This is a genomic window from Pantoea sp. KPR_PJ, from assembly GCF_041386365.1.
Classification (GTDB): Bacteria; Pseudomonadota; Gammaproteobacteria; order Enterobacterales; family Enterobacteriaceae; genus Pantoea.
In genome coordinates, this window is the sequence record NZ_JABMIK010000013.1 from 15,862 (window position 1) to 42,121 (window position 26,260).

Genomic DNA, 26,260 nt, shown 5'->3' on the forward strand with positions numbered 1-26,260 from the left:
CCCAGCTTGCAGGATTATCCTTTAGATATGTTTAAAAAATTTCGTGGCATGTTTTCCAATGACTTGTCCATTGACCTGGGTACCGCGAATACCCTGATTTACGTAAAGGGACAAGGCATCGTGCTGAACGAGCCCTCCGTGGTTGCTATCCGCCAGGACCGTGCCGGTTCCCCAAAGAGCGTAGCGGCCGTTGGCCATGATGCAAAACAGATGCTCGGCCGTACGCCAGGTAATATAGCAGCGATTCGCCCGATGAAAGATGGCGTCATCGCAGATTTTTTCGTGACTGAAAAAATGCTGCAGCACTTTATCAAACAGGTGCACAGCAACAGCTTTATGCGTCCAAGCCCGCGCGTGCTGGTGTGCGTGCCGGTTGGCGCGACGCAGGTTGAGCGCCGTGCAATCCGTGAGTCTGCGCAGGGTGCAGGCGCACGTGAAGTCTTCCTGATTGAAGAGCCGATGGCCGCCGCGATTGGTGCTGGCCTGCCGGTCTCAGAAGCAACGGGTTCAATGGTCGTTGATATCGGTGGGGGGACTACCGAAGTGGCGGTGATCTCGCTGAACGGCGTGGTTTACTCCTCTTCTGTCCGCATCGGTGGCGACCGCTTCGATGAGGCTATTATTAATTATGTGCGCCGTAACTACGGCTCGCTGATCGGCGAAGCTACCGCGGAACGCATTAAGCATGAAATCGGCTCAGCTTATCCGGGCGACGAAGTGCGCGAAATTGAAGTGCGCGGCCGTAACCTGGCGGAAGGTGTACCGCGCGGATTCACGCTGAACTCAAATGAAATTCTGGAAGCGCTGCAGGAGCCGCTGACCGGCATCGTGAGCGCGGTGATGGTGGCACTGGAGCAGTGTCCGCCAGAGCTGGCGTCTGATATCTCCGAGCGCGGCATGGTACTGACGGGCGGCGGTGCACTGCTGCGCAACCTGGATCGCCTGCTGATGGAAGAGACCGGCATTCCGGTGGTTGTGGCTGAAGATCCGCTGACCTGTGTGGCACGCGGTGGCGGTAAAGCGCTGGAAATGATCGACATGCATGGCGGCGATTTGTTCAGCGAAGAATAATGGCCTCAATCGGCTGGGATCTGAGTCGAAATACGCAAGGCGTTGCGTGAAGCTGACGCAACCTGCGTTGGCGTCAGATGTCCAGTCCGGGGAAGTGCGGCGGTGGCTGCACTTCCTTACCTGTTGTCGAGGAACACGCAGAATATATGAAGCCGATTTTTAGCAGGGGGCCTTCCCTGCAGTTGCGCCTGTGTCTGGCGGTGATAGTCGCTATCGCGATTATCGTTGCCGATAGCCGAGTGGGTTCGTTTGCCCAGATCCGCAACTATCTGGATACATCGGTCAGTCCGTTTTATTTCCTGGCCAATGGCCCGCGACAGCTTCTTGACGGTATTTCCGGTTCGCTGGCGTCGCGCCAGCAGCTTGAGCTGGAAAACAAAGCCCTGCGCCGCGAGCTTTTCCTGAAAAACAGTGACCTGCTGATGCTGGGGCAATACAAGCAGGAAAACGCACGTCTGCGCGAACTGCTCGGTTCGCCGCTGCGTCAGGATGAGCACAAGATGGTGACGCAGGTTATCTCAACCGGCACCGATCCTTACACCGATCAAGTGGTTATTGACAAAGGCAGCGTCAACGGTGTGTATGAAGGCCAGCCGGTTATCAGCGACAAGGGCGTGGTTGGGCAGGTCATTGCCGTCGGTCAGGTGACCAGCCGTGTGCTGCTGATCTGTGACGCATCGCACGCACTGCCGATTCAGGTACTACGCAATGACATCCGCGTTATTGCGGCAGGCAACGGCTGTACGGAAGATTTGCAGCTTGAGCATTTGCCGGGCAACACCGACATTCGCGTCGGCGATGTGCTGGTGACGTCTGGACTGGGTGGCCGTTTCCCTGAGGGGTATCCGGTCGCCGTTGTCTCTTCTGTGAAGATAGATACGCAGCGTGCCTATACCGTTATCCAGGCGCGTCCGACCGCCGGCTTACAGCGTTTACGTTATCTGCTGCTGCTATGGGGCGCGGATAAAAACGGTGATATGCCGATGGCACCGGATGAAGTCCACCGCGTTGCCAACGAGCGTCTGATGCAGATGATGCCTCAGGTGTTGCCGCCAGCGGGAGAGATGGGACCGCCTGCGCCGTCTGCGCAAATGGGGCCGCCTGCGCCATCCAGCGCTAGCGGCACGCAAAGCGCACCGGGCAGTACGCGCGGGAGCCAGCCTTGAGTCGATATCGCAGCCAGGGACGTTGGGTTATCTGGCTGTCCTTCCTTGTTGCCCTTGTGCTGCAGATTATGCCGTGGCCGGAACAGCTCTATATGTTCCGGCCCTCATGGATTCTGCTCATCCTGATTTACTGGGTGCTGGCGCTGCCGCATCGCGTCAACGTCGGTACCGGCTTTGTGCTGGGTGGCGTGATGGATCTGATTGCGGGATCAACACTTGGCGTTCGCGCGCTGGCGCTCAGCATTATTGCCTATCTGGTCGCATTCAAGTTCCAGCTTTTCCGCAACCTGGCATTGTGGCAGCAGGCATTAATGGTAATGGTGCTGTCGCTGGCGATGGACGTGATTGTGTTCTGGGCAGAGTTTCTGGTGATCAATGTCTCCTTCCGGCCTGAAATTTTCTGGAGCAGCGTTATCGACGGAGTACTCTGGCCCTGGCTATTCTTATTAATGAGAAAAATACGCCGTCAGTTCGCTGTTCAGTAAGGAATTTTATGCTATCCCTCTATCTGGCATCCGGCTCACCGCGTCGACGTGAGCTGCTGACGCAGCTTGGCCTGCGTTTTGAGCGCCTCCACACCGATGTTGAAGAAGTACGCCGTCCTGATGAGGCGGCGGAACTGTACGTGCGCCGCCTCGCGAACGATAAAGCGCAGGCAGGTATTGCCGTAGCGGAACAGGACTTACCGGTTCTGGGAGCAGACACGATTGTGGTGCTCAATGGCGACGTGCTGGAGAAGCCGCGTGATGCGGCGCACGCGGCTGAGATGCTAAGTCGTCTTTCTGGTCAGACGCATCAGGTGATGACCGCCGTTGCGCTGGCCGACCGCGAGCGCACGCTTGACTGTCTCGTTATTACTGATGTGACGTTCCGGCTATTAAGCGCATCTGATATCGCGGAGTATATTGCTACCGGTGAGCCCATGGACAAAGCCGGAGCCTATGGAATTCAGGGCACAGGTGGAAACTTTGTCCGCAAAATCAATGGAAGCTATCACGCGGTTGTCGGATTGCCGTTGGTTGAAACACGAGAGTTGTTCAGCCACTTTCAGTCACTGCGTGCCGTAAGGGGATAATATGACGGCTGAATTACTGGTCAACGTCACGCCTTCTGAGACGCGCGTTGCCTATATCGACGGCGGCATTTTGCAGGAAATTCACATCGAGCGTGAAGCGCGACGCGGTATCGTCGGCAATATTTATAAAGGCCGCGTCAGTCGGGTGCTGCCCGGTATGCAGGCGGCATTTGTGGATATCGGTCTGGAAAAGGCCGCCTTCCTGCATGCCTCCGACATCATGCCGCACACCGAATGCGTGGCGGGTGATGAGAAGAAAAACTTTGTCGTACGTGATATCGCCGAACTGGTGCGGCAGGGACAGGACCTGATGGTGCAGGTGGTAAAAGATCCCCTGGGAACCAAAGGGGCTCGCCTGACGACCGATATCACGCTGCCGTCGCGCTACCTGGTCTTTATGCCCGGCGCATCGCACGTGGGCGTCTCGCAGCGTATCGAGAGCGAAAGCGAGCGCGAACGCCTGAAGGCGGTGGTAGCGGATTACTGCGACGACCTCGGCGGCTTCATTATTCGCACCGCAGCAGAAGGCATCGGCAGTGAAGAGCTGGCACAGGACGCTGCATTTCTGAAGCGGCTCTGGACCAAAGTCACCGAGCGTAAAAAACGCAATCAGACGCGTTGCCTGCTTTATGGCGAGCTGGCGCTGGCACAGCGTATCCTGCGCGATTTTGCGGGGGCCGCACTGGATCGCATTCGCGTCGATTCCCGTCTTACCTGCGAGCTGCTGGTGGAGTTTACCCGCGAATACATCCCGGAGATGGCCGACAAACTGGAGCTCTATTCAGGTAAGCAGCCCATTTTCGATCTTTTTGATGTAGAGAATGAGATTCAGCGCTCGCTCGATCGTAAGGTGGAGCTCAAGTCAGGTGGCTATTTGATCATCGATCAGACTGAGGCGATGACCACTATTGATATCAATACCGGCGCATTTGTCGGCCACCGCAACCTGGATGAAACCATTTTCAATACCAACGTTGAGGCGACTCAGGCGATTGCGCGCCAGCTGCGTTTACGCAACCTCGGCGGCATTATCATCATCGACTTTATTGATATGAACAATGACGATCATCGTCGTCGCGTACTGCACTCGCTGGAATCCGCACTGAGCAAAGATCGGGTCAAGACAGGCATCAATGGCTTCTCCGCGCTGGGGCTGGTTGAGATGACGCGCAAGCGCACGCGTGAAAGCATTGAGCACGTTCTGTGCGAAGACTGTCCGGTGTGCAAAGGACGCGGCACAACCAAAACCGTTGAAACCGTATGCTACGAGATTATGCGTGAAATTGTGCGCGTTCATCACGCCTACGATGCCGATCGCTTTCTGGTCTATGTCTCCCCCGCAGTAGGCGAAGCGCTAAAGAGCGATGAATCGCACGCGCTGGCAGAGGTAGAGATATTCGTGGGCAAGCAGGTCAAGGTGCACGTGGAACCGCTCTACACGCAGGAGCAGTTCGACGTCGTCATGATGTAATCCCGGCGCGGCGGGCTAAAAAAGCCGCCTTGTTTAGATTAACATGCGCATTCATACCGGTGATTGTCTGTTGACGGTTGAGTATGAGAGATAACCCTCCGTCAAATGCGGAAGACAAGGAGAGAGGTGTGAGGCAGCTGCCGAGGATTTTATTACTGCTGGTTGCGACCGCGATTGTGATTGTGGCGCTGCTGGTCAGCGGGCTGCGTCTGGTTATGCCGCACCTCGACCGCTACCGTGGCGAGATTCTGACGACCATTTCGCACGCCAGCGGCGTTAACGTCACTGCCAGTGAACTGCGCGGCCGCTGGGAAACATTTGGGCCGACGCTGCTAATCCGTGACCTGCATCTCGATATGCCGGCAAACAGCAAACTCGACATCTCACGCGTGACGCTGGCGCTGGACGTCTGGCAGTCGCTGCTGCACTGGCGCTGGCAGTTTCGCGAACTCACCTTCTGGCAGCTGCGTCTCGATAGTAACCACCCCCTTTTTTCCAGTGATGAAGAAAAAAACAGCTTCAGGCCTGGCCGCATCAACGAACTCTTTCTACGTCAGTTTGACCACTTTGATCTGCGCGACAGCGCGATCTTTTTCCGCACGCCTTCTGGCCAGCGCGCTGAACTGGCCATTCCGCAGCTGACCTGGCTAAATGAAAGCAATCGGCATCGTGCTGAAGGTGAGGTCAGTCTCTCCAGCTTCACTGGTCAGCACGGCGTGGTGCAGGTGCGACTCGACCTCAATGACAGCGAAGGGCTGCTCAATGAGGGACGCATCTGGATGCAGGCGGATGACGTTGACGTGAGGCCGTGGCTGGGTCGCTGGATGCGTGATAATACGCGGCTCGACAGTGCACGCTTTAGCCTCGCGGCCTGGGTTAATCTGCGCGACGGTGAACTCTACGCGGGCGATCTGCTGTTGCGTAAAGGTGGGGCAAACTGGCAGGGCGAAGATGGCACGCATCATCTGCAGGTGGATGGCCTGACCGCGCATCTTTCGCGCTATCAAAACGGCTGGATGGTTAACGTGCCGCAGACGCGGCTGAGTACTGATGGGGAAGCCTGGCCGGCGGGCCACTTCGCGCTGCTGTGGCGTCCGCAAGATAAGCAGTCGCCTGGTCCAGATAACGAGAGCGAAGTCAGGGTCAGGGCGACACAGCTGGTGCTGAACCGTATCGCGCCGCTGGTACCGCTGTTTGCCCCGCTGTCACCGTCGCTGTTTGAGAACTGGCGCGCGCTGCAACCGGAGGGCACGGTAGAGGGCCTGGCGCTGGATATTCCTTTGCAGCAGCCGGACCAGACGCGCATGCAGGTAAAATGGCGTGACGTTAGCTGGCAACCGTGGCAACTCTTGCCTGGCGTCAGTCATCTCAGCGGCGAGGCGCGTGGCAGTGTCAGCAATGGTCAGGTCAGCGTTGCGATGGGGCGCACCGACGTTTCTTACAGCGCCATGTTCAATGCACCGCTGGAAATTCATCAGCTGCACGGTTCGCTGAGCTGGCTGCGTGACCAGAACGGGTTAACGCTGGACGGACACGATCTTGACGTTCAGGCGCGCTCGCTCTGGGCACGCGGTGATTTCCGCTATCAGCAAAATCTCGGCCGCGAGCCGCGACTCGATATTCTGGCCGGTATCCGCGTGACCGATGCAGGCGATGCCTGGCGCTATTTCCCGCAGCCCTTGATGGGCAAAGCGCTCACGCGCTACCTGAGTGGTGCCATCAAAGGGGGGCAGGTTGATAACGCCACGCTGCTGTTTGCGGGCAACCCAACGCTGTTCCCGTTCCGCCACAATGACGGCATGTTTCAGGTCTGGGTGCCGCTGCGCCAGGCGACCTACGCGTTTCAGCCCAACTGGCCTGATGTCAGTCCGGTCGATATCGACCTTAACTTCGTTAATGACGGGCTGTGGATGCAGGCTCCGCACTTCCGGTTGGGAGACGTCGACGTTAGCCACTTCAGCGCGGCCATCCCGGATTACCTTAAAGAAAAGCTGTTGATTGATGGCGACATCAGCGGCAGCGGCGATCGTATTGCGCACTATTTCCAGCAGACGCCGCTGAAGTCTTCGCTGGGCGCGGCGCTGGAGCAGCTGGAGATTAAAGGAAAAACGCAGGGACACCTGAAGCTGGATATTTCACTCGACGGCAAGCTGGTGCACGCCAGCGGCAATGTCGACCTGAACAACAATGCGCTGCACATCAAGCCACTCGACACCACGTTAGAGAACCTGACCGGGCGTTTTCGCTTCAACAACGGCAATCTGGACAGCGATACCCTGCAAGCTACCTGGTTTGGTCAGCCGGTCAGGGTCAGTTTTACAACCAAAGAGAACCCGCAGGACTTTGGCGTCAATGTCAGACTCAACGGTGACTGGCAACCGGCAAAGCTGACGCACGTGCCTGCTCAGGTAGCCAGTCAGCTTAGCGGTCACCTGCCGTGGCAGGGCGAGGTTAACATCACGCTACCGCATCAGGGCGGGGCACGCTACGACGTTGAGCTTAAAGGGGATGCGAAAGAAGTAAGCAGTCGCTTACCTGCGCCGCTCAATAAGGCAAGCGGCACGGCGATGCCTGTCGCCGTTAGTGCCAGCGGGGATTTAACACAGTTTGAGCTTAGCGGCAGCGTGGCCAGTCGCCACCGCTTTAATAGTCGCTGGCTGCTTGAGCCGCAGCTGCGCGTCGAGCGCGGTATCTGGCTGAACGATGCCCACAGCAAGCCCGCCTTACCCGATCGCGCCGGTATGGTGCTCAACCTGCCCGCGCTGGATGGTGAAGCGTGGGCAGGTCTGATGATGGCTGGCGGCCTGTCTGGCGCTGGTGGAACAGGCAGCATCGCCTTACCGGACAATGTCACGCTGCGCAGCCCGGCCGTCACGCTGGCCGGGCAGCAGTGGCATGACATTGACGCTACGCTCAATCAGGAAGTGAACGGTAACAGCAGCGTCAGCATTCAGGGCCGCGAAATCCGTGGCTCGCTCGCTATGGCACAAAGGGCAGCGTGGCGCGTGGCGCTCGACTATCTCTACTACAATCCTGAATGGCAAAGCGGCGACAGCAGCAGCAAAGAGCAGCAGCAGAAGGCGAGTCAGATTGACTTCAGCCGCTGGCCGGCGCTCCAGCTGGTGTGTGCTGAATGCTGGCTGCGCGGCCAGAAGTTTGGCCGTATCCAGGCCCGCGTGACGCCAAAAGGCGATACGTTAGCGCTTACTAACGGACTGGTCGATACCGGCAGTTCCCGGCTCAACGTCTCTGGTGAATGGGTCAACCGACCCGACGCGCCACGTACCTCACTGAAAGGAACGCTGAGCGGCAATAATATCAATAACGCCACTAACTGGTTTGGCGTCAATACGCCGCTGCGCGACGCCGATTTCCGTATTGATTACGATCTGCACTGGCGTTCTGCACCGTGGCAGCCGTCAGAAGAGACGCTGAGCGGCACGCTGAAAACCCATTTTGGCAAAGGGCAGATTGCGGATGTTAATACCGGGGCGGCCGGGCAACTGCTGCGTCTGATGAGTTTCGACGCGCTGCTGCGCAAGCTGCGTTTTGACTTCAAGGATACCTTTAATAACGACGGCTTCTATTTTGACTCCATCAACGGCACCGCATGGATTGAAAACGGCGTGATGCGCACCGATAACCTGCTGGTAGACGGGCTGGAAGCGGATATTGCCATGCAGGGTAAAGTGGACCTGGTAAAACGTAATATTGATATGGAAGCAGTGATTGCGCCTGAAATATCGGCGTCAGTTGGTGTGGCGACGGCTTTCGTTATCAACCCGGTGGTGGGGGCAGCCGTGTTTGCCGCCAGCAAGGTGCTGGGACCGCTGTGGAATAAAATCTCCCTGCTGCGTTACCAGATCACCGGCCCGCTGGATAAGCCACAAATTAATGAAGTACTGCGCAAACCGCGCGAAGAAGAGAAGAAGTGAATTTGACGTTGCCGGGGAATTGCCGCAGGCTAGTAAAATCTGACTTTATCAGCGCAGGTCAAAAAGGCCCTGGCGCAAAATGAGTGTGACACTCTCATTATCCGAGCATAACACGAGCGAGATACGATGACTCTGAACCTGGTAAGTGAGCAGTTGCTAACTGCTAACAATATTAATCAGCAGGACCTGTTTTCCCTGTTAGGGCAGCTTTCAGAACGTCGTCTGGATTATGCCGATCTCTATTTTCAGTCCAGCTTCCATGAATCCTGGGTGCTGGAAGATAAAATCATCAAAGATGGCTCCTGGCATATCGACCAGGGTGTCGGCGTGCGCGCCGTCAGCGGCGAAAAAACCGGCTTCGCCTATGCCGACCAGATTACCCTGAATGCCCTGCGACAGTCGGCAGAAGCGGCGCGCAGCATTGTGCGTGAACAGGGCAACGGCAAAGCGCACACCCTTTCAAACGTGATGCATCGTGCACTTTACCAGCCGATTAACCCGCTCGACAGCCTGACACGTGAAGATAAAATTGCCCTGCTGCAGCGCGTGGATAAAGTGGCTCGCGCCGCAGATCCCCGCGTGCAGGAAGTCAATGCCAGCCTGAGCGGCGTTTATGAGCAGGTGCTGGTCGCGGCAACCGACGGCACGCTGGCAGCTGATGTGCGTCCGCTGGTGCGTCTCTCTGTCAGTGTGCTGGTGGAAGACCAGGGCAAACGCGAGCGCGGTGCCAGCGGCGGCGGTGCGCGCGTCGGCTACGAGTTCTTCCTCGCCGACGAAAACGGCGATGTTCGCGCTGATGCCTGGGCAAAAGAGGCCGTGCGCATGGCGCTGGTCAATCTTTCTGCCGTGGCCGCGCCGGCGGGTACCCTGCCGGTGGTGCTGGGTGCAGGCTGGCCGGGTGTGCTGCTGCATGAAGCAGTCGGGCATGGCCTTGAGGGCGACTTCAACCGTCGAGAAACGTCAGTATTCAGCGGTAAGATGGGCCAGCTGGTCGCCTCTGAACTCTGCACCGTGGTGGATGACGGGACGATTGAGGGGCTGCGCGGTTCGCTGGCGGTGGATGACGAAGGCGTGCCGGGCCAGTACAACGTGCTGATTGAAAACGGCGTGCTGAAAGGCTACATGCAGGACAAGCTTAACGCACGTCTGATGGGAGTAGCACCGACCGGCAACGGCCGACGCGAGTCCTATGCGCATCTGCCGATGCCGCGCATGACCAACACCTATATGCTGGCAGGCAAATCGACGCCGCAGGATATTATTGAAAGCGTCGAGTATGGACTCTATGCACCGAATTTTGGCGGTGGCCAGGTTGATATCACCTCCGGTAAGTTCGTCTTTTCCACCTCAGAGGCTTATCTGATCGAGAAGGGCAAAGTAACCAAACCGGTGAAGGGAGCCACGCTCATCGGCTCGGGTATTGAAGCGATGCAGCAAATTTCGATGGTCGGTAACGATCTGGCGCTGGATAAGGGCGTTGGCGTCTGTGGCAAGGAGGGGCAAAGCGTGCCGGTCGGCGTGGGCCAGCCAACGCTGAAGCTGGATAAGCTGACAATCGGTGGCACCGCCTGACATCGATGACAGCCTGCTTTAGGGCAGGCTGTCAGCTTGCACGATATTGTTGATACTGCTCCGCCACCTGCTGGAAATACTCCGTCAGATAGTCGATACAGACCTGCACCTTCAGCGGCAGTTTATCTTTTTCGGTATAGAGCGCATAAACCGGGCGCGGATCGGACTGATACTGCGGAAAAAGAATGTCTATCTCACCGGCATTAATCTCATCAATCACCCACATCATCGGCACATAGGCGATGCCGTTACCGGACTTCAGCCATCGAATCAGCGTCAGCGAGTCGTTGGTGACGAAACGTCCCTGCGGTGAGAGCCGCGTCACCAGCCCTTCGGGTGCGATCAGCTCAAAATTGTTGTCCGGACGCACGCTATATTCCAGCCAGGCAAAGTTATCTATGTCAGCAGGCTTCTCCGGCGTACCGTGCTGTTGCAGATAGCTTTTTGCGGCACAGACCACCATCGGCATTGCGCCAAGGCGACGCGAAAAAAGGCTGGAATCTTTCAGTACACCGACGCGGATCACCAGATCCAGCCCGTCAGCAATCAAATCTGGTGCCGGAATACCCGCTACCAGATTGACGTTCAGACCAGGGTACTCGCGCAGCATACGGGTGGTCATCTCAGCCAGTACGTTCTGCGCCATCGTTGACGAACTGCCTATACGCAGCGTGCCAATCGGTGAATTGTTAAAGGCGTAGAGCTGTTCATGCACCTGCGACGCTTCCGCCAGCATGCGACGGCAGCCCTGATAATAGATCTTCCCCGCCTCGGTCAGGCCGATACTGCGCGTGCTGCGGTTAAGCAGCTTGACCTGCAACTCATCTTCCAGTTTTGCCACAATCTGGCTAATAGACGACACACTAAGGTGAAGCTGGCGTGCAGCAGCAGTAAAAGAACCTAATTCAACCACTTTGGCGAAAATGGACATGCCTTTCAGTCGTTCCATTGTTTACTCTGGCTAAAAAGTGATTTAGTTCACATTCTGTAGAAAACGTATAGTCAGGCGCGTTACTATATGCGCACCGGGGTATCTCCCGGTGATTCGCTTTTGTCTGGATCAGGCTACCCTGAGCCGCTGCAAAACGCCTGTTGCTGCCCGATGATACGCTATTATTTACTCAGCTGTGGTTCGGATGTTGTTATCCGCCGTCATCGACCCGTCACGGCTTGTGCTCGTGCAGGTTAAGGATCACCCCGGCAAGGTCGAACTAAGGATCCCTGATGAGTGTGCTTCCGGTTTTTGTCGTGTTTGGGCTCTCGTTCCCGCCCATTTTCATAGAACTGATTGTCTCGCTAATGCTGTTCTGGTTAGTGAAACGCCTGCTGACGCCTAGCGGTATCTACGATCTCGTCTGGCATCCGGCGCTTTTTAACACGGCACTCTACTGCTGTGTGTTTTACCTGGTATCCCGTCTATTCGTCTGAGGTTTAAGTGAAATCGCTAATAAGAAAAATCGCGCGTTACGCGATTACTATTCTGCTGGTCATCATCGCTGTGGTTATCATCTACCGCGCCTGGGTGTTTTATACCGAATCCCCCTGGACGCGGGACGCCAGATTCGCGGCGGATGTTGTGGCGATCTCGCCCGATGTGACCGGCCTGATTACTGATGTGCCCGTACATGACAACCAGCTGGTGAAAAAAGGCGATACGTTGTTTGTCGTCGATCGCCCGCGCTATCAAAAAGCGCTGGATCAGGCGCAGGCTGACGTGGAGTACTATCAGGCGCTGGTAAGCGAAAAGCGTCGCGAAGCTGCACGCCGCAACCAGCTTGGCACCTCCGCAATGTCGCGTGAGGCGATAGAGCAGGCAAACAGCGATTTGCAAACCAGTGAGCACCAGCTGGCGAAATCAATCGCCACGCGCGATCTGGCAAAGATTGACCTTGCACGCACAACGATTACCGCGCCGTCTGACGGTTGGGTTACCAACCTTAATGTCTACCAGGGCGAATTTATCACCCGTGGCTCCGTGGCGGTGGCGCTGGTGCAGCAGCACTCGTTTTATGTGCTCGCTTATCTGGAAGAGACCAAACTGCATGGCGTAGCGCCAGGCTATCGCGCAGAAGTGACGCCACTTGGCAGCAATGTGGTGCTGCGCGGCACCGTCGATAGCGTTGCGGCAGGGGTAACCAACAGCAGCAGTTCAGTCGACAGCAAAGGTATGGCGACCGTCGACTCCAACCTCGAGTGGGTCCGTCTGGCGCAGCGCGTGCCGGTGCGTATTCGTCTTGATCAGCAGCCTGGCAACCGTTTCCCGGCAGGGACAACCGCCACCGTGGTCATCACTGGTCAGAACGACCGCACCGATACGCAGGTGTCGCCGATAACGCGTCTGTTTAATCGTCTGCGTGAGTTTGGTTAAGCGGGGCCGATATGATCGAGTTCCTGCGCTTTCCGATTAAGCTGGCTTTTGCGCTGGTGGCAGCGCTAATGATCGGCTTTCACCTGAATCTCGAAACGCCTCGCTGGGCGGTCATGACGGCGGGCATCGTCGCAGGCGGTACCGCGTTTGTTGCGGGCGGCGATCCCTATTCTGGTGCGCTTCGCTATCGCGGCGTTTTACGTATTATTGGAACCTTTATTGGCTGCATCGCCGCCTTAACGATCATGATCGCCACGGTGCGCGCGCCGGTAGTGATGCTGCTGCTCTGCTGCGCCTGGGCGGGTATCTGCGTCTGGCTCTCCTCCCTGATTAAGGTTGAAAACTCCTATGCGCTGGGACTGGCTGGCTATACCGCGCTGATCATCGTTGTGACCGCCGATGCCAACAACGGTTTGACGCTGGTACCGCAGTTTGCCGTGGAGCGCTGTAGCGAAATTGTGCTGGGCATACTGTGCGCCATTCTGGCCGATATGATCTTTTCACCGCGCTCCATTAAAAAAGTCATTGATAGCGAAGTGGATGCTCTGCTGGTGGCGCACTATCGGCTGCTGCAGCTGTGCGTCGCGCACGAAGATAAAGAGGAAGTCGACAAGGCGTGGAGTGCTCTGGTGCGCCGCACCACCGCCCTTGGCACCATGCGTGGCCAGCTGATGATGGAGTCATCGCGCTGGCAGAATGCCAATCGTCGACTGCAAATGCTTAACACGCTGTCGCTGACCATGATTACTCAGGCGGCGGAGACCTTTCTTATCCAGAACTCCCGTCCGGAATATATTCCGGCACAGTATCGTCTGCTGATAGAGAAAAAGGCGGAAAGCGTTGCCGACGTGCATCGGCGGATGAAGGTGATGCGTCGAGTGATTGGCGCCAGCGAGGAGGGCAAAACGCCCGTGACGCTTGTCAGCTGGGTTGGCGCGGCGACCGAATATCTCTTGCTGTTGAAAGGCATTAAAAGCAACAGCCGCATCACCACGCCAGAGGAGGGCATCCTTCAGCGTGAGGTGGTCATTCAGGCGCGCTCTGCGGAAACCCACCATGCGATGATCAACGGCATCCGGACGTTTGTCGCCACTGCGCTTGGATCACTATTCTGGCTCTATACCGGCTGGACCTCTGGCAGCGGCTGTATGGTGATGCTGGCGGTGATCACCGCACTGGCGATGCGTGTGCCGAATCCGCTGATGATGGCGAAAGATTTTTTCTACGGAATGATTTTTGCGGTGCCGCTCAGCTCGTTTTACTTTATGTACCTGCTGCCCAGCACACAGCAGAGTGCGCTGTTGCTCTGTATCGTCATCGGTCTGCTCGGCTTTATCAGCGGTATCCTGATACAGCGTCGCCAGCTCGGCACGCTTGGGGCATTAGCCGGTACCATCAACGTGCTGGTGCTGGATAATCCCATGACTTTCCACCTGAACGTCTTCCTCGATAATGTGCTGGGGCAGATGATTGGGGCTTTCGTTGCGCTGATGGTTATTCTGCTGATCCGTGACAAATCGAAAGCGCGCACCGGCCGCAAGCTGCTCAACCGCTTTATGTATGCTGCCGTCTCGGCGATGACCACTAATCAGGCACGTCGTCGTGAAAATCATTTACCCGCGCTCTACCAGCAACTGTTTATGCTGCTGAATCTGTTCCCTGGCGATATCGACAAGTACCGTATCGCGCTGACGCTGATCATTGGTCACCAGCGGCTACGCACGGCAGACGTGCCGGTCAACGCCGATCTTTCCGCCTTCCATCGCCAGCTGCGCGCCACGGCGGATCGGATCATATCCGCACGTAGCGACGACAAACGTCGTCACTATTTTGAACAGCTGCTGGCGGAGTTTGACGTTTACCAGCAGAAGCTGGTGCAGTATGACGCACCGCTCAGCGTCACCGAGCCGGTCAGGCGTCTGGCCGATATGCTAAGCAAATACCAGAACACGCTTCTGCAAATCTAAACCTGGCCGCTGCGCTGTGCAGCGGCCCCTCAATGTCACGCCTTCCCTAAAACGCCTGCTTTTGCCATCTATACTTTTCTGACAGGAAAAAAGACTGACAGGAGCAAACGCATGACCAAACCCCTACACGACAGCGACCTTTTTCAGACGGGTTATCTGGTCGACGGCGAATGGCGACACACGGCCACAACCTTTGACGTGCTGAATCCCGCAACCGGCGAGGTAGTCGCCAGCGTGGCAAAAGCAGGTAAAACCGAAACCGAGCAGGCAATTGCTGCGGCCGAGCGCGCCTTCCCGGCATGGCGTGCGCAAACGGCCAAAGCGCGATCTGAAATCCTCTACCGCTGGTATCAGTTAACTATCGAAAACAAGGCCTGGCTGGCACAGCTCATGACGGCTGAGCAGGGTAAGCCGCTGAAAGAGGCGGAAGGCGAGGTCGACTACGCCGCGAGTTTCATTCAGTGGTTCGCCGAGCAGGCTAAGCGCGCTAACGGCGAAATTATTCCACCGGCAAAACCAGGCTCACGCATCCTGGCGACGCGTGAGCCGATCGGCGTCGTAGCGGCAATTACGCCGTGGAACTTTCCGCTGGCGATGCTGACGCGCAAGCTGGGACCGGCGCTGGCAGCAGGCTGTACCGGCCTTATCAAACCCGCTAATAATACGCCGCTGAGCGCGTTTGCACTGCTGGCACTGGCAAAAAAAGCGGGCGTACCGGATGGCGTGCTTAACGCGGTAGCGGGAGAGACACAGGCTATCAGCGACGCGATTATGGCGAGCAAGGTAGTGCGCAAAATCTCCTTCACCGGTTCAACCGAGGTGGGTAAAACGCTGATGCGTAACGCCGCCGACACCCTGAAAAAGGTCTCGATGGAACTGGGTGGCAACGCACCCTATATCGTGTTTGAGGATGCAGATATCGACGCGGCGGTCAAAGGAGCTATCGCCAATAAATTCCGTAATGCCGGTCAGGTATGCGTCAGCGTTAACCGTTTTTATATTCACGAGGCTGTATACGATCGCTTTGTGAACCAGCTGGCTGATGAGGTGAAAAAACTCAAGGTCGGCAATGGTATGGAAGAGGGAGTGGTCGTTGGTCCGTTAATTGAAGCCGCCGCCGTGGATAAAGTGGAAGAGCACGTAAAAGATGCCATAGCCAAAGGGGCGCGCATCGTCACGGGTGGCGAACGTCACGCGCTGGGCGGCAACTTCTGGCAGCCAACGGTCATTGCCGATGCGCACGAAGAGATGAAGCTGGCGCAGGAAGAAACTTTTGGCCCGGTAGCCGCCTGCTTTCGTTTTCACGATGAGGCAGAGGCGATCCGGCGCGCTAACGATACCGAATTTGGCCTGGCGGCCTATTTTTACACGCAGAATTTGCAGCGGGTATTTCGCGTGTCGGCTGCGCTGGAAAGCGGCATGATCGGCATCAACGAATGTGCCGTGTCCACCGAACTGGCCCCCTTTGGCGGCGTTAAAGAATCTGGCCTGGGGCGTGAAGGATCAGTGCTGGGGCTTGAGGAGTATCTGGATGTCAAAGCGCTGCACCTTGGCGGCTTAAGCGAGCGTTAACGCGCGGGCGGCTTTACGCCGTTCTCTGAGAAGGACAGGAGCCTTCACTATGAAAACTGAGCGTTTCGACTTCAACGAGATTGTTGACCAGTCCCATTTTTTTCGTCAGTTCAGCGAACGCTTTAATCTGGACCCATGGCGGATTAACGATCTGGAGACTTTATGGCAGGTGGTAACGGGCAAAGCGCTGCCGATGCCGCTGGAAATTGACTTTGTTAATCTGGGAAAAGGGCAGAGACGACGCTATGGTGCCCTGATTCTGCTGTTTGATGAGGCAGAAGAGGAGCTGGAAGGCCAGCTCCGCTTTAATATCAAATAATCAGCAAAAAGGGCCCCGACAGGCGGGGCCAAAGGGTTCGTCAGCAGTTGACGAGGAATTATTTGTAGAGTTCAGCAGTGATGTGATAGTTGTCGCCGGTGCGCGCTTCAATCACTTTATAGGCGCTGGCACCTTGCTCATCCGCTTTCTGGGAAAGCTGAGCACGATAGTCCATTGGTGCGCCAGCAGTACCACTGATTGTTACTGTCCCCGCAGGCTGCATGTTTTGTGCCTGTTCCCCGGTAATCAGCTGCGCTGCCTGAGCGCCAAATGCCATTACGGAAAGCAGGCTAACGGTTGCGATGGTTGCTTTGATTTTCATTGTTCGTCTCCTCAGTACAATCAACAACCTGCGGTAATGGGGTTAGGGTGCGGGTCGTCGATATCTCCGGGCGTCATGCAGACACCGGGTCGGTTAATTATTTATAAAGCTCGGCCGTGACGTGATAGGTATCGTCCTGATTGTTTTCAATGATGCGATAGTGGCCTGCGCCCTGTGCATCCGCTTTCTGAGAAAGCGCCTGACGAATATTGGTCTGATCGCCGTCATGACCACTGATGCTGATGGTCTGATTCAGCGGCTGTAGCGTTTCCGCCTGCTGGTTGGATACCAGGCTGGCTGCACTGGCACCAAACGAGAGGACGGAAGCCAGGGTGGCCAGGGCAATTAACGATTTAGTTTTCATGATCTACTCTCCTGAATTCATCAGTCAGGCAGCCTGAGGCGCAATCTACGCTTCAACGAGGTTGCCCGAACAATGCTGTCTGGTCGCAAGCTTATTTATAAAGCTCGGCAGTCGCGTGGTAGTTGCCGTTGTTATACGCCTCAATGACACGGTAGGCGCTGGCACCCTGCTGTTCTGCTTTAGCATTCAGCTCGTCATTAATCTGCATCGGAGAACCTGCCACGCCACTGACGCTAACAGAGCCGATAGACTGCAGATTTTGCGCCTGCTGTGAGTTAACGGATTCTGCTGCAAATGCGCCAAATGACAGGGCAGAAAGAATGCTCAGGGTTGCGATAGTAGTTTTAACGTTCATATTCATTTCCTCGTCGTCTGTTTTTCTCTTTTTGTTTGGTGTGATTTGCATCACGAAAAGAAGTATAGAACTAATAACGCGTGAAATTAATATCTGCCTAATAATGATTTGTTGTTATTCTTTATCCTTATGTTTCTTTTTTATTCTTTTAAGTTATAAAAAAAGGTCAAAAAACAGGCTGTTTGGCTTAATTAGCTTTAAAAACAATCGCCTGTGTCACTTTATCTTTTTGTGCGAAACGTCATGGTGAATATGGCTGGTTATTGATTTAGATCTGGGTAATGTCGCCATTTACATAGTGTAAGGCAGCGTAAAATAGCGCAAAAGGTTAAAATGCCCAAATGGTAAGACCAAGGCCCGAGCGCAAATAACAAGAGATGGAATAAGGTCAGCGGCTGTAATAGCAGGGGGCGGACGTTAACAGAAAGGCATAAAGGCTAACCGGCAGCGGCCCTGCCGGTTAAAGAGGGGGAGTCAGAGCTCCTGCTCAAACAGCATCAGCACGGCATCGTGAAGCTGTCTGACGGTAAAGGCGCGGGCAGGGGTAATGAAGATAGTGTCATCACCGGCGATGGTACCCAGGATCCCTTCTGCTTTACCCAGCGAGTCAAGCAGGCGAGCAATCAGTTGGGCGGCACCGGGGCTGGTATGGATAACAATCAGCGCGTCATTGAAATCAATGTCGAGAACCAGATTTTTTAACGGGCTGGTGGTAGTGGGCACACCCAGTTCCGCAGGCAGGCAGTAAACCATCTCCATTTTGGCGTTGCGCGTGCGCACAGCACCAAACTTAGTCAACATACGAGAAACCTTCGACTGATTGATATTCTCGAAGCCTTCATCCTGCAAGGCCTGGACAATCTCACCCTGAGAGCTAAATTTCTCTTGTTTTAATAAGGCCTTAAACGCTTTTATCAGTTCGTCTTGTTTCGATGGGTTTCGCATAAGCTACCACTAAAAGAAAATAAATGCCCGACGCCTGCCGTCAGCAGATAAATTATTATGCATATGAATGAATTTTTATGCAATCGGTCGATAAAACAGGCGGGCGTCGCAGTTCGCGGGCAGTGATAATAACAAACTTTTTCAGACAGACCAAAAACGGCGCAGAGCAGGATAAGCGAAGGTTGCAGAATTGTTATACAATCAAAATGTCGTAACTGATAGCCATCACGGCCGTGCTCTATCTGCTATCGGCATCGTTGTCGGTCATTCAGGCGCGTTGTGCTGACAAAGTAGCAACCCGCAAGATTAAGTGCTGTTGCACGCAGAATGAACAGCGGGTTTGTCATCGTCTGAGAAGTTGATTCAGGTCTGGACACAGATGGAAATTCGGCTCTACTCTGCCCCACCTTAATAAGGAGTACAGAATGAAAGTTGCCGTTCTTGGCGCAGCTGGCGGTATTGGTCAGGCGCTTGCCCTTCTGTTAAAAACCCAGCTTCCCGCGGGTTCTGAACTCTCACTTTATGATATTGCCCCGGTTACGCCCGGCGTAGCGGTGGATCTTAGCCATATTCCAACAGCGGTACAGGTTAAGGGTTTTAGTGGGGAAGATGCGACACCCGCGCTACAGGGTGCCGAGGTTATCCTGATTTCTGCAGGCGTGGCGCGTAAGCCCGGTATGGATCGCGCCGACCTGTTTAACGTTAACGCCGGTATTGTGCGTAACCTGACAGAACAGGTGGCACAAACCGCGCCCAGGGCGCTGATCGGTATTATCACCAATCCGGTCAACACTACCGTCGCCATCGCTGCAGACGTACTGAAAAAACATGGCGTTTATGATAAAGACCGCCTGTTCGGCGTTACCACGCTGGATATTATCCGCGCGAATACCTTTGTTGCAGAGCTGAAAGGCAAGCAGCCTGAAGAGGTAGAGGTGCCGGTGATTGGCGGCCACTCCGGTGTGACCATTCTGCCGCTGCTCTCGCAGGTTAACGGCGTCAGTTTCAGCGATGAAGAGATCGTCAGCCTGACGAAACGTATTCAGAATGCGGGTACAGAAGTGGTCGAAGCCAAAGCAGGTGGTGGCTCCGCGACGCTGTCGATGGGGCAGGCCGCCGCACGCTTCGGCTTATCGCTGGTGCGTGCGCTACAGGGCGAAAGTCACGTCGTGGAGTGCGCCTATGTTGAAGGCGATGGTGAGCATGCTCGCTTTTTCTCGCAGCCGCTGCTGCTGGGTAAAAACGGAATTGCACAACGTCGCTCAATCGGCACGCTCAGTGCTTATGAGCAACAGGCTCTTGACGGCATGCTTGAGACGCTGAAAAAAGACATCGCCCAGGGCGAAGCGTTTGTGAAGCAATAGCTGACAGCGTGTCCTGGCCGCTCAGTAATGATTAAGGCCCGCACAAGCGGGCCTTTCTGCGATCGGATGCCGTGAAAAGCGCTCCCTTACAAACCGCCAGATTTAAACGTGCGCGCCGCTGGTGTGCCGTTGCTGGCTGGCGTCTTCTTGCCCAGCGTTTCCATGCGTACCTGGAAAGGCGGGAAGGGCATTTCAATACCGTGTTCGGCAAAGCCCTTCAGGATAAGCTGATGCAGTTCATGACGCAGCGGCATACGGTGGCCCATCTCTGCGGCATGAATGCGCAGTTCGAAAAGCTGGATGCCCTGTTGCAGGTCGACCAGGAACACGTCTGGCGCAGGCACATCCAGCACATAGCTACAGCGTTCGCACGCCTGCTTCAGTACCGTCGTGACCTCTTCGCTGTTGACGTGCGCAGGCGCCGGTATGGTCAGCACAACGCGCGTCACGGAGTCAGAGAGCGACCAGTTGACGAACTGCTCAGTGATAAAGGCCTTATTCGGCACGATAATCTCCTTGCGGTCCCAGTCGATAATGGTGGTAGCGCGCGTATTAATGCGCGTAATGCTGCCGGTAAGATCGCGGATGGTCACGGTATCGCCAATACGAATCGGCTTCTCAAACAGGATAATCAGGCCGGAGATAAAGTTGGCGAAAATCTCCTGCAGACCGAAGCCGAGTCCCACACCGAGCGCGGCGACCAGCCACTGAAGCTTCGACCATTCGATGCCAATCATTGAGAAACCGATCAGACCGCCGACCAGCATCAGCACATATTTCGTCAGGGTGGTGATGGCATAACCGGTGCCGGGCGTCAGATTAAGGTGCTGCAGCAGTGCCAGCTCCAGTAGTGCGGGCATATTTCGCACCAGCTGCGTAGTAATGATCAGCACCAGGATGGCAATAAATATCGCACCCAGCGTAATGGGCTGAATACTCTCAACGCCCTGTACTGTGGTACTGACGTCCCATAAACGGATATTCTCCATAAAGCCGAATGCCGAGTGAATCTCGGACCAGAGCACGATCACCGACACCAGTGCAATCAGAGTCAGTATTGAGCGCACCAGGCGCAGCGACTGGGCGCTGATCGCGTCGAGATCGATAACAGGCTCGTCGACGTCAACCTCCCCGTTTTGTGCCGCCGTCTCTTTATCATCCTCATGGCGCGCACGGTTTGCCAGCATATCCGCACGGCGCTGACGAGCGCGATCGAAAGCGATGCGACGCCGCTGTATCAGCATCCAGCGGCGAATAATGTGGTAAATCACCAGCAGCAGGAACCAGATGGCAACGGAAGTTTCCAGACGCGCCAGCAGCGCCTGCGCGGTTGCCAGATAGCCGATCATAGCGGCAAGGGCGGCCGCCAGCGGAATGGCGATCATCAGGTTCCACAACACCCGGTTCACCAGATTGTCGCCGTTACCCTCTTTATCCAGATAGAGGGGGATACCGGCACGTTTCAGGCTGACCGTCACAATCGACAGCGCGCCGCAGATCAAAATAAAGCAGAGCCTGCCAAGCGTGGCGGAAAACTGCCTGTCCTCCATATTGGCAAAGGCAATCAGCAGCATAATCAGCGGAACAATCAAGCCAATAGTGAGCGAATAGTAGCGTGTGGCGCGCGCCACACGCGTCTGTGGCCAGCGGAAGTGCACCACAAACAGGCCGTTCGATCGGGCAAACGCAGCGCTAATCATAAAGGCCCACAGCAGCGGCAGCGTGGCCGTAATACCATCACCAAGCGCAACCGCAATCGGGTAGGGCCATGCGTGCTGTAAACCGTAGCCAAGCGCAGCCCATAACACCGGTAAGGGTAACGCCACCAGAATGGACCAGAAAACCGTGCGTACCGTCAGGCGGAAGCGATCCTGAGTGACTTTACCCACCTTACTGGCCGAACGCGCCAGAAAGGCGTTGAAGTGACGGCGTGTTCTGATGCTGAAGCCCACCAGCAGCACCGCACCCAGCAGCGGCAGCACCGTTTCCCGGCTGGTAACCATCATTGCCAGCGCTTTGCCCAGCTGGCTCAGCGTGTCGAGCGACAGCATGCGCGACAGATCCCGCGCAACCTCAACCGGATAGTTCAGCCCAACCGGGCTGATATCTGCAGTCCAGAACAGATAACGATGGGCCGCGTCTTTGACATCGGTTAACGCATCCTGTAGCTGGGTATTGGCCACTTTGAGCTTGGTGATCTCAAGGATAAGCGTGTCGCAGCCAGAGATCAGTGAGTTCAGCAGTTCCCGCTGCGTTTTCAGCTGCGCATCCAGAATACGGCGCTGCTCGGCGGTAAAAGGCTGGCCGTCGGCCTGGTGATTTTTACGCAGCGTCTCCTGCTGTTGCAGCAAATCTTCGTAGCGCAGGCGCTGCACGCGGAGCTGCGCCATCTCGTTGTCTATCTGCTGTGATTTGGGCATCTCAGGCAGGCGTGCCACCTGTGCACGCAGCGCTTCACCCAGCAGGCTCGATGCGCCCAGCCACTGCGACTGTTCGCGCAGCGTGCCCAGCGCCTGGCGCACCTGAATAATCTGGTTGGTAGCCAGTCGCTGCTGCGACGCGACCAGATCCATGCGCTGCGCCTGCTGATTTAACGCGCCAGAGAGATCGCGGTTAACGCGAAACTGATCGCTAATTGCAGGAGGCAGATCGCCACTGTTTTCCGCCAGCTGTTCCGTGCGCGCCAGCGCCAGTTCGGCTTCGCGCTGACGCTGCTCATTCAGCTGGTTACGCAATGACTGAAGATAATTATCCAGCTGTGCGGCTTTGCGCTGATGGAGATCGGCACGCATACGCGCCAGCTCCTGGCGGTTATTGGCAGAGAGCTGTGCCAGCTCCAGCTCATCAACACGCGCCTTATTCAGCGCGTTTTCTGCCTGGCGCGCCCAGAGCTGCGCCTGAGCCTGGGGCGATGCAGCACTGCTGTTGCTTTGCAGGCGCCGATCGCTTTCGGTCATTGCGCGGCGTGCATCGGTTTGCTGTTGCGGAAGTTGCGACAGAGAGTCGCTGATTTCCCGGGCGCGATCCTGCTCCTGCTGCGTCTGACGCCCCTCTTCAAGCAGCTGACTGCTGACCTGTAAGATCTCCTGGTCAAGCTGGGCGCTGCTCATGGTGCCGCGTACGCTTTTACTGTTGTCATCAAGCGAGGTGATTTGCTGGCGCAACTCGCGCGCCAGGCGAGGAAAGTCGTCAATGACCTGCTGGTACTGCTTTGCACGATCCAGCGAGGCATCGCGTTCAGAAAGATAATTTATGGCGGCTTCAAGTGACTGAACCTGATCCGCCTGGGCGGGAGAGCTTTTTGCTGCTTTCGCCTCGTCCAGCGCCTGTTTAAGTTGGCTGGTTTCCGGCACGGAGGCCGCCAGCACGGCGGTGCTGAGGCACAGGCTCAGCACCAGGATGAGAAACGATCGCACAGCAAAAATACTCTCAGCGGTTAGTCGGCGATAACGTCGACGGTGTCAGTTTGCGGCAGCGCAATCGCCAGCGGCTGGCCGAGGCGAGTCTTGCTTTCCGCTTCCAGACTCTCTGCCAGCTTAACGCGCCCTGGTGCAAACAGGTTAATAACGGTGGAACCCAGCTTAAAGCGTCCCATTTCCTGACCTTTCAGCAGCACAACCGCGCCTTCATCATCCGCAGCCGGATAGTGCCAGCGCTTGATCACCCCCTCACGCGGCGGCGTAATGGTGCCAGCCCAGCTCGTCTCAATGCTGCCAACAATGGTGGCACCCACCAGAATCTGCACCATCGGACCAAAATCGGTATCGAAATAGCAGATCACGCGTTCGTTACGCGCAAACAGATTCGGGATATTGCGCGCTGTCAGCGGGTTAACGGAATAGAGATCGCCTGGCACATAGATCATCTCACGCAGAATACCGCTGCACGGCATATGTACGCGGTGATAATCGCGCGGCGCAAGATAGGTCGTCACGAAATGGCCGTCACGGAACTGCGCCGCGATCGCCTCCTGACCGGCCAGCAGCGCGTCCAGCGTATAGTGGTGACCTTTCGCCTGGAAAATCTGATCGCCTTCAATTGGACCGAGCTGGCTAATGGCCCCGTCGGCTGGCAGAACCAGCAGATTCGCGTCAGGATCGACAGGGCGGGCGTCATCTTTCAGCGGGCGAACAAAGAAGTCGTTAAAGGTGCGATAGCTGGCAGTATCAGGCTTACGAGCTTCTGACATATCCACCTTGTAGAACCAGACGAAGATATCAATGACCAGTTTGGTCAGCCAGCCTCCACGACGACTGGCCCCCCAACCCGCAAGTTCAGTTAACCATTTTTTCGGCAGTATATGATTCAGGCCGAGTTTTACACGATCAAACACCGTAGCCTCCTGGCTTTGTTTCGCGTCATTCAAAAAAGGGGGCGAATGATATCAGCGCCCCGGTCAGATGGCGAATTTACCCGCGTTTCTCTCGGTAACAGAGATGATGCAGGGCAATGCCGTGATAAGAACCCATCGTCACTCGCTGGAGAAGTTTTTGCGCGTTTTGACCTGCGCCATGCTCTCCAGAATACGGTGATAGTTGTCGAAGCGAGAAGCATCTATCAGACCCTCTTCGACAGCGGCGCGGATGGCGCAGCCGGGGTCGTTGCCGTGCTTACAGTCGCGAAACTTACAACTGCCGAGAAATTCACGGAATTCGACAAATCCGCGCGTAATTTGTTCCGGTTCCAGGTGCCATAAACCAAACTCGCGCACGCCCGGCGAATCAATAACGTCACCACCGTGCGGGAAATGATACAGGCGCGATGCGGTGGTAGTGTGCTGGCCCAGACCGGAGACATCAGAGACATCGTTGGTGACAATGGCAGTTTCTGCCGCCGCATCGAGACCGAGCAGGGCATTCAGCAGACTCGATTTGCCAACGCCGGACTGGCCGGCAAAAATACTGATGCGATCGGTCAGCGCGGCTTCCAGTTCCGCCAGACCCTCTTTCGCATGGCTGGAAACCATCAGTACGCGATAGCCAATATGACGATAGATCGCCATTTGCTCATCCACGAACGCACGCGCCTCGCTATCCAGCAGATCGGTCTTGTTCAGCACCAGCAGCGGCTCAATACCCAGGGTTTCGCTTGCCACCAGATAGCGGTCAATAATGTTGAGTGACAGCTCTGGCAGGATTGCCGAAACGATAATGATCTGGTCTATGTTGGCGGCGATAGGCTTTAGCCCGTCATAATAGTCAGGACGTGTCAGTACACTGCTGCGCTCATGCACGGCTTCCACAATGCCTTTACCGCCTCCGAGCGCCGGACGCCACACCACGCGATCGCCTGTGACCAGCGAACGGATAGTGCGGCGAAGGTTGCAGCGGTGTACGTCGCCCGCGCGGTCTTCTACGTCTGCGTGCATGCCGAAACGGCTGATCACCACGCCTTCCGCCGCTTCACCAAACAGATTGTCGTCAGCTTCCGGCGCCTCACGCTGGTTCAGACGACGCTGATGGTTAGCGCTAACGCGACGTTGTTGACCTTTCGACAGTTTATTTTTGCTCACGCATCCTCTCAGGCTTTTGCCACACTTCGCCCCGCTGGGCAAAACGTCTATGATACACCTTATTCAGTATTGATGACGACTACGGCTACGGCGGGGAACAGCATGGCAACAGGAAATGAAAATAATCTGATTTGGATCGATCTTGAGATGACCGGGCTGGATCCTGAGCGCGACCGCATTATTGAGATCGCCACGCTGGTCACTGATGCGAATCTCAATATTCTGGCGGAAGGGCCGGTGATGGCGGTGCATCAGTCCGATGCACAGCTGGCGCTGATGGATGACTGGAACGTGCGCACCCACACTGCAAGCGGTCTGGTCGAGCGCGTTAAAGCGAGCGAATTTGACGACCGCCGCGCTGAACTGGCGACAATCGAATTTTTAAAACAGTGGGTGCCGGCAAACAGTTCGCCGATTTGTGGCAACAGTATTGGGCAGGATCGCCGTTTTCTTTTCAAATATATGCCGGAGCTGGAAGCCTATTTCCACTATCGCTATCTTGACGTCAGCACCCTGAAGGAGCTGGCGCGTCGCTGGAAACCGGGGATCCTGCCAGGCTTTAAAAAAGCCGGGACGCACCAGGCACTGGATGATATTCGCGAATCTGTCGCTGAACTGGCATACTATCGCGAGCACTTTTTACAGCTTTAGTATCAAAAGGTGCGCAGGAAAACAGCAGGTTGCTGCTTTAATCGGCAAACGAATCGAAAGCGCAAAATTTTGCTTTCAGACTCTTGCAGCAGCAGCAATTTCTCGTATAATGCGCACCCCGTACCGATGAAGATTTTATATCGCGGTACAAGGCGCGGGAATAGCTCAGTTGGTAGAGCACGACCTTGCCAAGGTCGGGGTCGCGAGTTCGAGTCTCGTTTCCCGCTCCAA

22 protein-coding genes and 1 tRNA gene are annotated in these 26,260 nt (G+C 56.0%); 15 read left to right on the forward strand and 8 right to left on the reverse strand.

The genetic code is table 11. From position 1 onward, the window contains the following. Window positions 1-27: 27 nt before the first annotated feature. The 7 genes from mreB (at window position 28) to tldD (ending at window position 10,290) form a co-directional block, all read left to right on the forward strand. The gene (gene mreB / locus HP564_RS19540) at window positions 28-1,071 is read left to right on the forward strand and encodes a rod shape-determining protein MreB (protein ID WP_003855260.1); all 1,044 of its coding nucleotides are present in this window, start codon (window positions 28-30) and stop codon (window positions 1,069-1,071) included. A 146-nt stretch (window positions 1,072-1,217) separates the two neighbouring features. Continuing rightward, window positions 1,218-2,237: a rod shape-determining protein MreC gene (mreC, locus tag HP564_RS19545; protein WP_371245497.1), complete on the forward strand. Its 1,020-nt coding sequence runs from the start codon at window positions 1,218-1,220 to the stop codon at window positions 2,235-2,237. Beyond that, entirely contained in the window at window positions 2,234-2,722 is a 489-nt protein-coding gene (mreD, locus tag HP564_RS19550) for a rod shape-determining protein MreD (protein ID WP_371245498.1), read from the forward strand. Before mreC ends, mreD begins: the two co-directional genes overlap by 4 nt. 8 nt (window positions 2,723-2,730) lie before the next feature. Next, window positions 2,731-3,312 carry a nucleoside triphosphate pyrophosphatase gene (locus HP564_RS19555; RefSeq protein ID WP_371245499.1) on the forward strand — a complete coding sequence of 194 codons (582 nt, stop codon included), beginning with the start codon at window positions 2,731-2,733 and terminating at the stop codon, window positions 3,310-3,312. Between the two features lies 1 nt (window position 3,313). Then, window positions 3,314-4,783 (forward strand): ribonuclease G, encoded by a 1,470-nt coding sequence (rng, locus tag HP564_RS19560; RefSeq protein ID WP_371245500.1) that lies wholly within the window; start codon window positions 3,314-3,316, stop codon window positions 4,781-4,783. Between the two features lie 128 nt (window positions 4,784-4,911). Next, window positions 4,912-8,718, forward strand: coding sequence for an AsmA2 domain-containing protein YhdP (gene yhdP / locus HP564_RS19565; protein WP_371245501.1), 3,807 nt, complete (start codon window positions 4,912-4,914; stop codon window positions 8,716-8,718). Between the two features lie 126 nt (window positions 8,719-8,844). Further along, entirely contained in the window at window positions 8,845-10,290 is a 1,446-nt protein-coding gene (gene tldD / locus HP564_RS19570) for a metalloprotease TldD (protein WP_371245502.1), read from the forward strand. Window positions 10,291-10,321: 31 nt separating this feature from the next. Here the strand turns inward: tldD and aaeR are convergent, their stop codons facing one another. Continuing rightward, entirely contained in the window at window positions 10,322-11,239 is a 918-nt protein-coding gene (gene aaeR / locus HP564_RS19575) for an HTH-type transcriptional activator AaeR (protein ID WP_371245503.1), read from the reverse strand. Window positions 11,240-11,514: 275 nt separating this feature from the next. On the opposite strand from aaeR, the gene aaeX reads away from it, so the two are divergent. The 5 genes from aaeX to HP564_RS19600 all read left to right on the forward strand — a co-directional run bounded on the left by aaeX (window position 11,515) and on the right by HP564_RS19600 (window position 16,516). Further along, window positions 11,515-11,718 (forward strand): p-hydroxybenzoic acid efflux pump operon protein AaeX, encoded by a 204-nt coding sequence (gene aaeX, locus HP564_RS19580; protein ID WP_033754795.1) that lies wholly within the window; start codon window positions 11,515-11,517, stop codon window positions 11,716-11,718. A gap of 7 nt (window positions 11,719-11,725) precedes the next feature. After that, window positions 11,726-12,658 carry a p-hydroxybenzoic acid efflux pump subunit AaeA gene (gene aaeA, locus HP564_RS19585; RefSeq protein ID WP_371245504.1) on the forward strand — a complete coding sequence of 311 codons (933 nt, stop codon included), beginning with the start codon at window positions 11,726-11,728 and terminating at the stop codon, window positions 12,656-12,658. Between the two features lie 11 nt (window positions 12,659-12,669). Beyond that, window positions 12,670-14,625, forward strand: coding sequence for a p-hydroxybenzoic acid efflux pump subunit AaeB (gene aaeB / locus HP564_RS19590; RefSeq protein ID WP_371245505.1), 1,956 nt, complete (start codon window positions 12,670-12,672; stop codon window positions 14,623-14,625). A gap of 111 nt (window positions 14,626-14,736) precedes the next feature. After that, the gene (locus HP564_RS19595; protein ID WP_371245506.1) at window positions 14,737-16,197 is read left to right on the forward strand and encodes an NAD-dependent succinate-semialdehyde dehydrogenase; all 1,461 of its coding nucleotides are present in this window, start codon (window positions 14,737-14,739) and stop codon (window positions 16,195-16,197) included. Window positions 16,198-16,246: 49 nt separating this feature from the next. After that, window positions 16,247-16,516 carry a hypothetical protein gene (locus HP564_RS19600; RefSeq protein ID WP_371245507.1) on the forward strand — a complete coding sequence of 90 codons (270 nt, stop codon included), beginning with the start codon at window positions 16,247-16,249 and terminating at the stop codon, window positions 16,514-16,516. Between the two features lie 58 nt (window positions 16,517-16,574). Here HP564_RS19600 and yhcN (HP564_RS19605) read toward each other — a convergent pair whose 3' ends face one another. The 4 genes from yhcN (HP564_RS19605) to argR all read right to left on the reverse strand — a co-directional run bounded on the left by yhcN (HP564_RS19605) (window position 16,575) and on the right by argR (window position 18,502). Further along, the gene (gene yhcN / locus HP564_RS19605) at window positions 16,575-16,838 is read right to left on the reverse strand and encodes a peroxide/acid stress response protein YhcN (RefSeq protein ID WP_123802509.1); all 264 of its coding nucleotides are present in this window, start codon (window positions 16,836-16,838) and stop codon (window positions 16,575-16,577) included. A 97-nt stretch (window positions 16,839-16,935) separates the two neighbouring features. Then, window positions 16,936-17,202: a YdgH/BhsA/McbA-like domain containing protein gene (locus tag HP564_RS19610; protein WP_371245508.1), complete on the reverse strand. Its 267-nt coding sequence runs from the start codon at window positions 17,200-17,202 to the stop codon at window positions 16,936-16,938. 91 nt (window positions 17,203-17,293) lie between these two features. Beyond that, window positions 17,294-17,557: a peroxide/acid stress response protein YhcN gene (gene yhcN, locus HP564_RS19615; RefSeq protein WP_371245509.1), complete on the reverse strand. Its 264-nt coding sequence runs from the start codon at window positions 17,555-17,557 to the stop codon at window positions 17,294-17,296. 474 nt (window positions 17,558-18,031) lie between these two features. Next, window positions 18,032-18,502, reverse strand: a complete 471-nt coding sequence (gene argR / locus HP564_RS19620) for a transcriptional regulator ArgR (protein WP_371245510.1) — start codon at window positions 18,500-18,502, stop codon at window positions 18,032-18,034. Between the two features lie 425 nt (window positions 18,503-18,927). On the opposite strand from argR, the gene mdh reads away from it, so the two are divergent. After that, complete coding sequence (gene mdh / locus HP564_RS19625; protein WP_371245511.1) at window positions 18,928-19,866, forward strand: malate dehydrogenase; 939 nt, start codon at window positions 18,928-18,930, stop codon at window positions 19,864-19,866. A gap of 86 nt (window positions 19,867-19,952) precedes the next feature. Here the strand turns inward: mdh and mscM are convergent, their stop codons facing one another. From mscM to rsgA, 3 genes are all read right to left on the reverse strand, one after another. Continuing rightward, on the reverse strand, window positions 19,953-23,282 hold the full coding sequence (gene mscM, locus HP564_RS19630) for a miniconductance mechanosensitive channel MscM (RefSeq protein WP_371245512.1): 3,330 nt from the start codon (window positions 23,280-23,282) through the stop codon (window positions 19,953-19,955). Window positions 23,283-23,302: 20 nt separating this feature from the next. After that, window positions 23,303-24,199 carry an archaetidylserine decarboxylase gene (gene asd / locus HP564_RS19635; RefSeq protein WP_371245513.1) on the reverse strand — a complete coding sequence of 299 codons (897 nt, stop codon included), beginning with the start codon at window positions 24,197-24,199 and terminating at the stop codon, window positions 23,303-23,305. A 138-nt stretch (window positions 24,200-24,337) separates the two neighbouring features. After that, window positions 24,338-25,378, reverse strand: coding sequence for a small ribosomal subunit biogenesis GTPase RsgA (rsgA, locus tag HP564_RS19640; RefSeq protein ID WP_371245514.1), 1,041 nt, complete (start codon window positions 25,376-25,378; stop codon window positions 24,338-24,340). Between the two features lie 102 nt (window positions 25,379-25,480). Here rsgA and orn point away from each other — a divergent pair, with 102 nt between their 5' ends. Together orn and HP564_RS19650 are read left to right on the forward strand one after the other, a co-directional pair. Further along, window positions 25,481-26,029, forward strand: coding sequence for an oligoribonuclease (gene orn / locus HP564_RS19645; protein WP_371245515.1), 549 nt, complete (start codon window positions 25,481-25,483; stop codon window positions 26,027-26,029). Between the two features lie 154 nt (window positions 26,030-26,183). After that, window positions 26,184-26,259, forward strand: a tRNA-Gly gene (locus tag HP564_RS19650). The last annotated feature ends 1 nt before the right edge of the window (window position 26,260 follow it).

What these genes read in the sequence shown, in the direction of transcription:
- mreB (WP_003855260.1), top strand. Translation starts at nt 28, where the DNA reads ATGTTTAAAAAATTTCGTGGCATGTTTTCCAATGACTTGTCCATTGAC.
- mreC (WP_371245497.1), top strand. Translation starts at nt 1,218, where the DNA reads ATGAAGCCGATTTTTAGCAGGGGGCCTTCCCTGCAGTTGCGCCTGTGT.
- HP564_RS19555 (WP_371245499.1), top strand. Translation starts at nt 2,731, where the DNA reads ATGCTATCCCTCTATCTGGCATCCGGCTCACCGCGTCGACGTGAGCTG.
- rng (WP_371245500.1), top strand. Translation starts at nt 3,314, where the DNA reads ATGACGGCTGAATTACTGGTCAACGTCACGCCTTCTGAGACGCGCGTT.
- tldD (WP_371245502.1), top strand. Translation starts at nt 8,845, where the DNA reads ATGACTCTGAACCTGGTAAGTGAGCAGTTGCTAACTGCTAACAATATT.
- aaeR (WP_371245503.1), bottom strand. Translation starts at nt 11,239, where the DNA reads ATGGAACGACTGAAAGGCATGTCCATTTTCGCCAAAGTGGTTGAATTA.
- aaeX (WP_033754795.1), top strand. Translation starts at nt 11,515, where the DNA reads ATGAGTGTGCTTCCGGTTTTTGTCGTGTTTGGGCTCTCGTTCCCGCCC.
- aaeB (WP_371245505.1), top strand. Translation starts at nt 12,670, where the DNA reads ATGATCGAGTTCCTGCGCTTTCCGATTAAGCTGGCTTTTGCGCTGGTG.
- HP564_RS19595 (WP_371245506.1), top strand. Translation starts at nt 14,737, where the DNA reads ATGACCAAACCCCTACACGACAGCGACCTTTTTCAGACGGGTTATCTG.
- HP564_RS19600 (WP_371245507.1), top strand. Translation starts at nt 16,247, where the DNA reads ATGAAAACTGAGCGTTTCGACTTCAACGAGATTGTTGACCAGTCCCAT.
- yhcN (WP_123802509.1), bottom strand. Translation starts at nt 16,838, where the DNA reads ATGAAAATCAAAGCAACCATCGCAACCGTTAGCCTGCTTTCCGTAATG.
- HP564_RS19610 (WP_371245508.1), bottom strand. Translation starts at nt 17,202, where the DNA reads ATGAAAACTAAATCGTTAATTGCCCTGGCCACCCTGGCTTCCGTCCTC.
- yhcN (WP_371245509.1), bottom strand. Translation starts at nt 17,557, where the DNA reads ATGAACGTTAAAACTACTATCGCAACCCTGAGCATTCTTTCTGCCCTG.
- argR (WP_371245510.1), bottom strand. Translation starts at nt 18,502, where the DNA reads ATGCGAAACCCATCGAAACAAGACGAACTGATAAAAGCGTTTAAGGCC.
- mdh (WP_371245511.1), top strand. Translation starts at nt 18,928, where the DNA reads ATGAAAGTTGCCGTTCTTGGCGCAGCTGGCGGTATTGGTCAGGCGCTT.
- orn (WP_371245515.1), top strand. Translation starts at nt 25,481, where the DNA reads ATGGCAACAGGAAATGAAAATAATCTGATTTGGATCGATCTTGAGATG.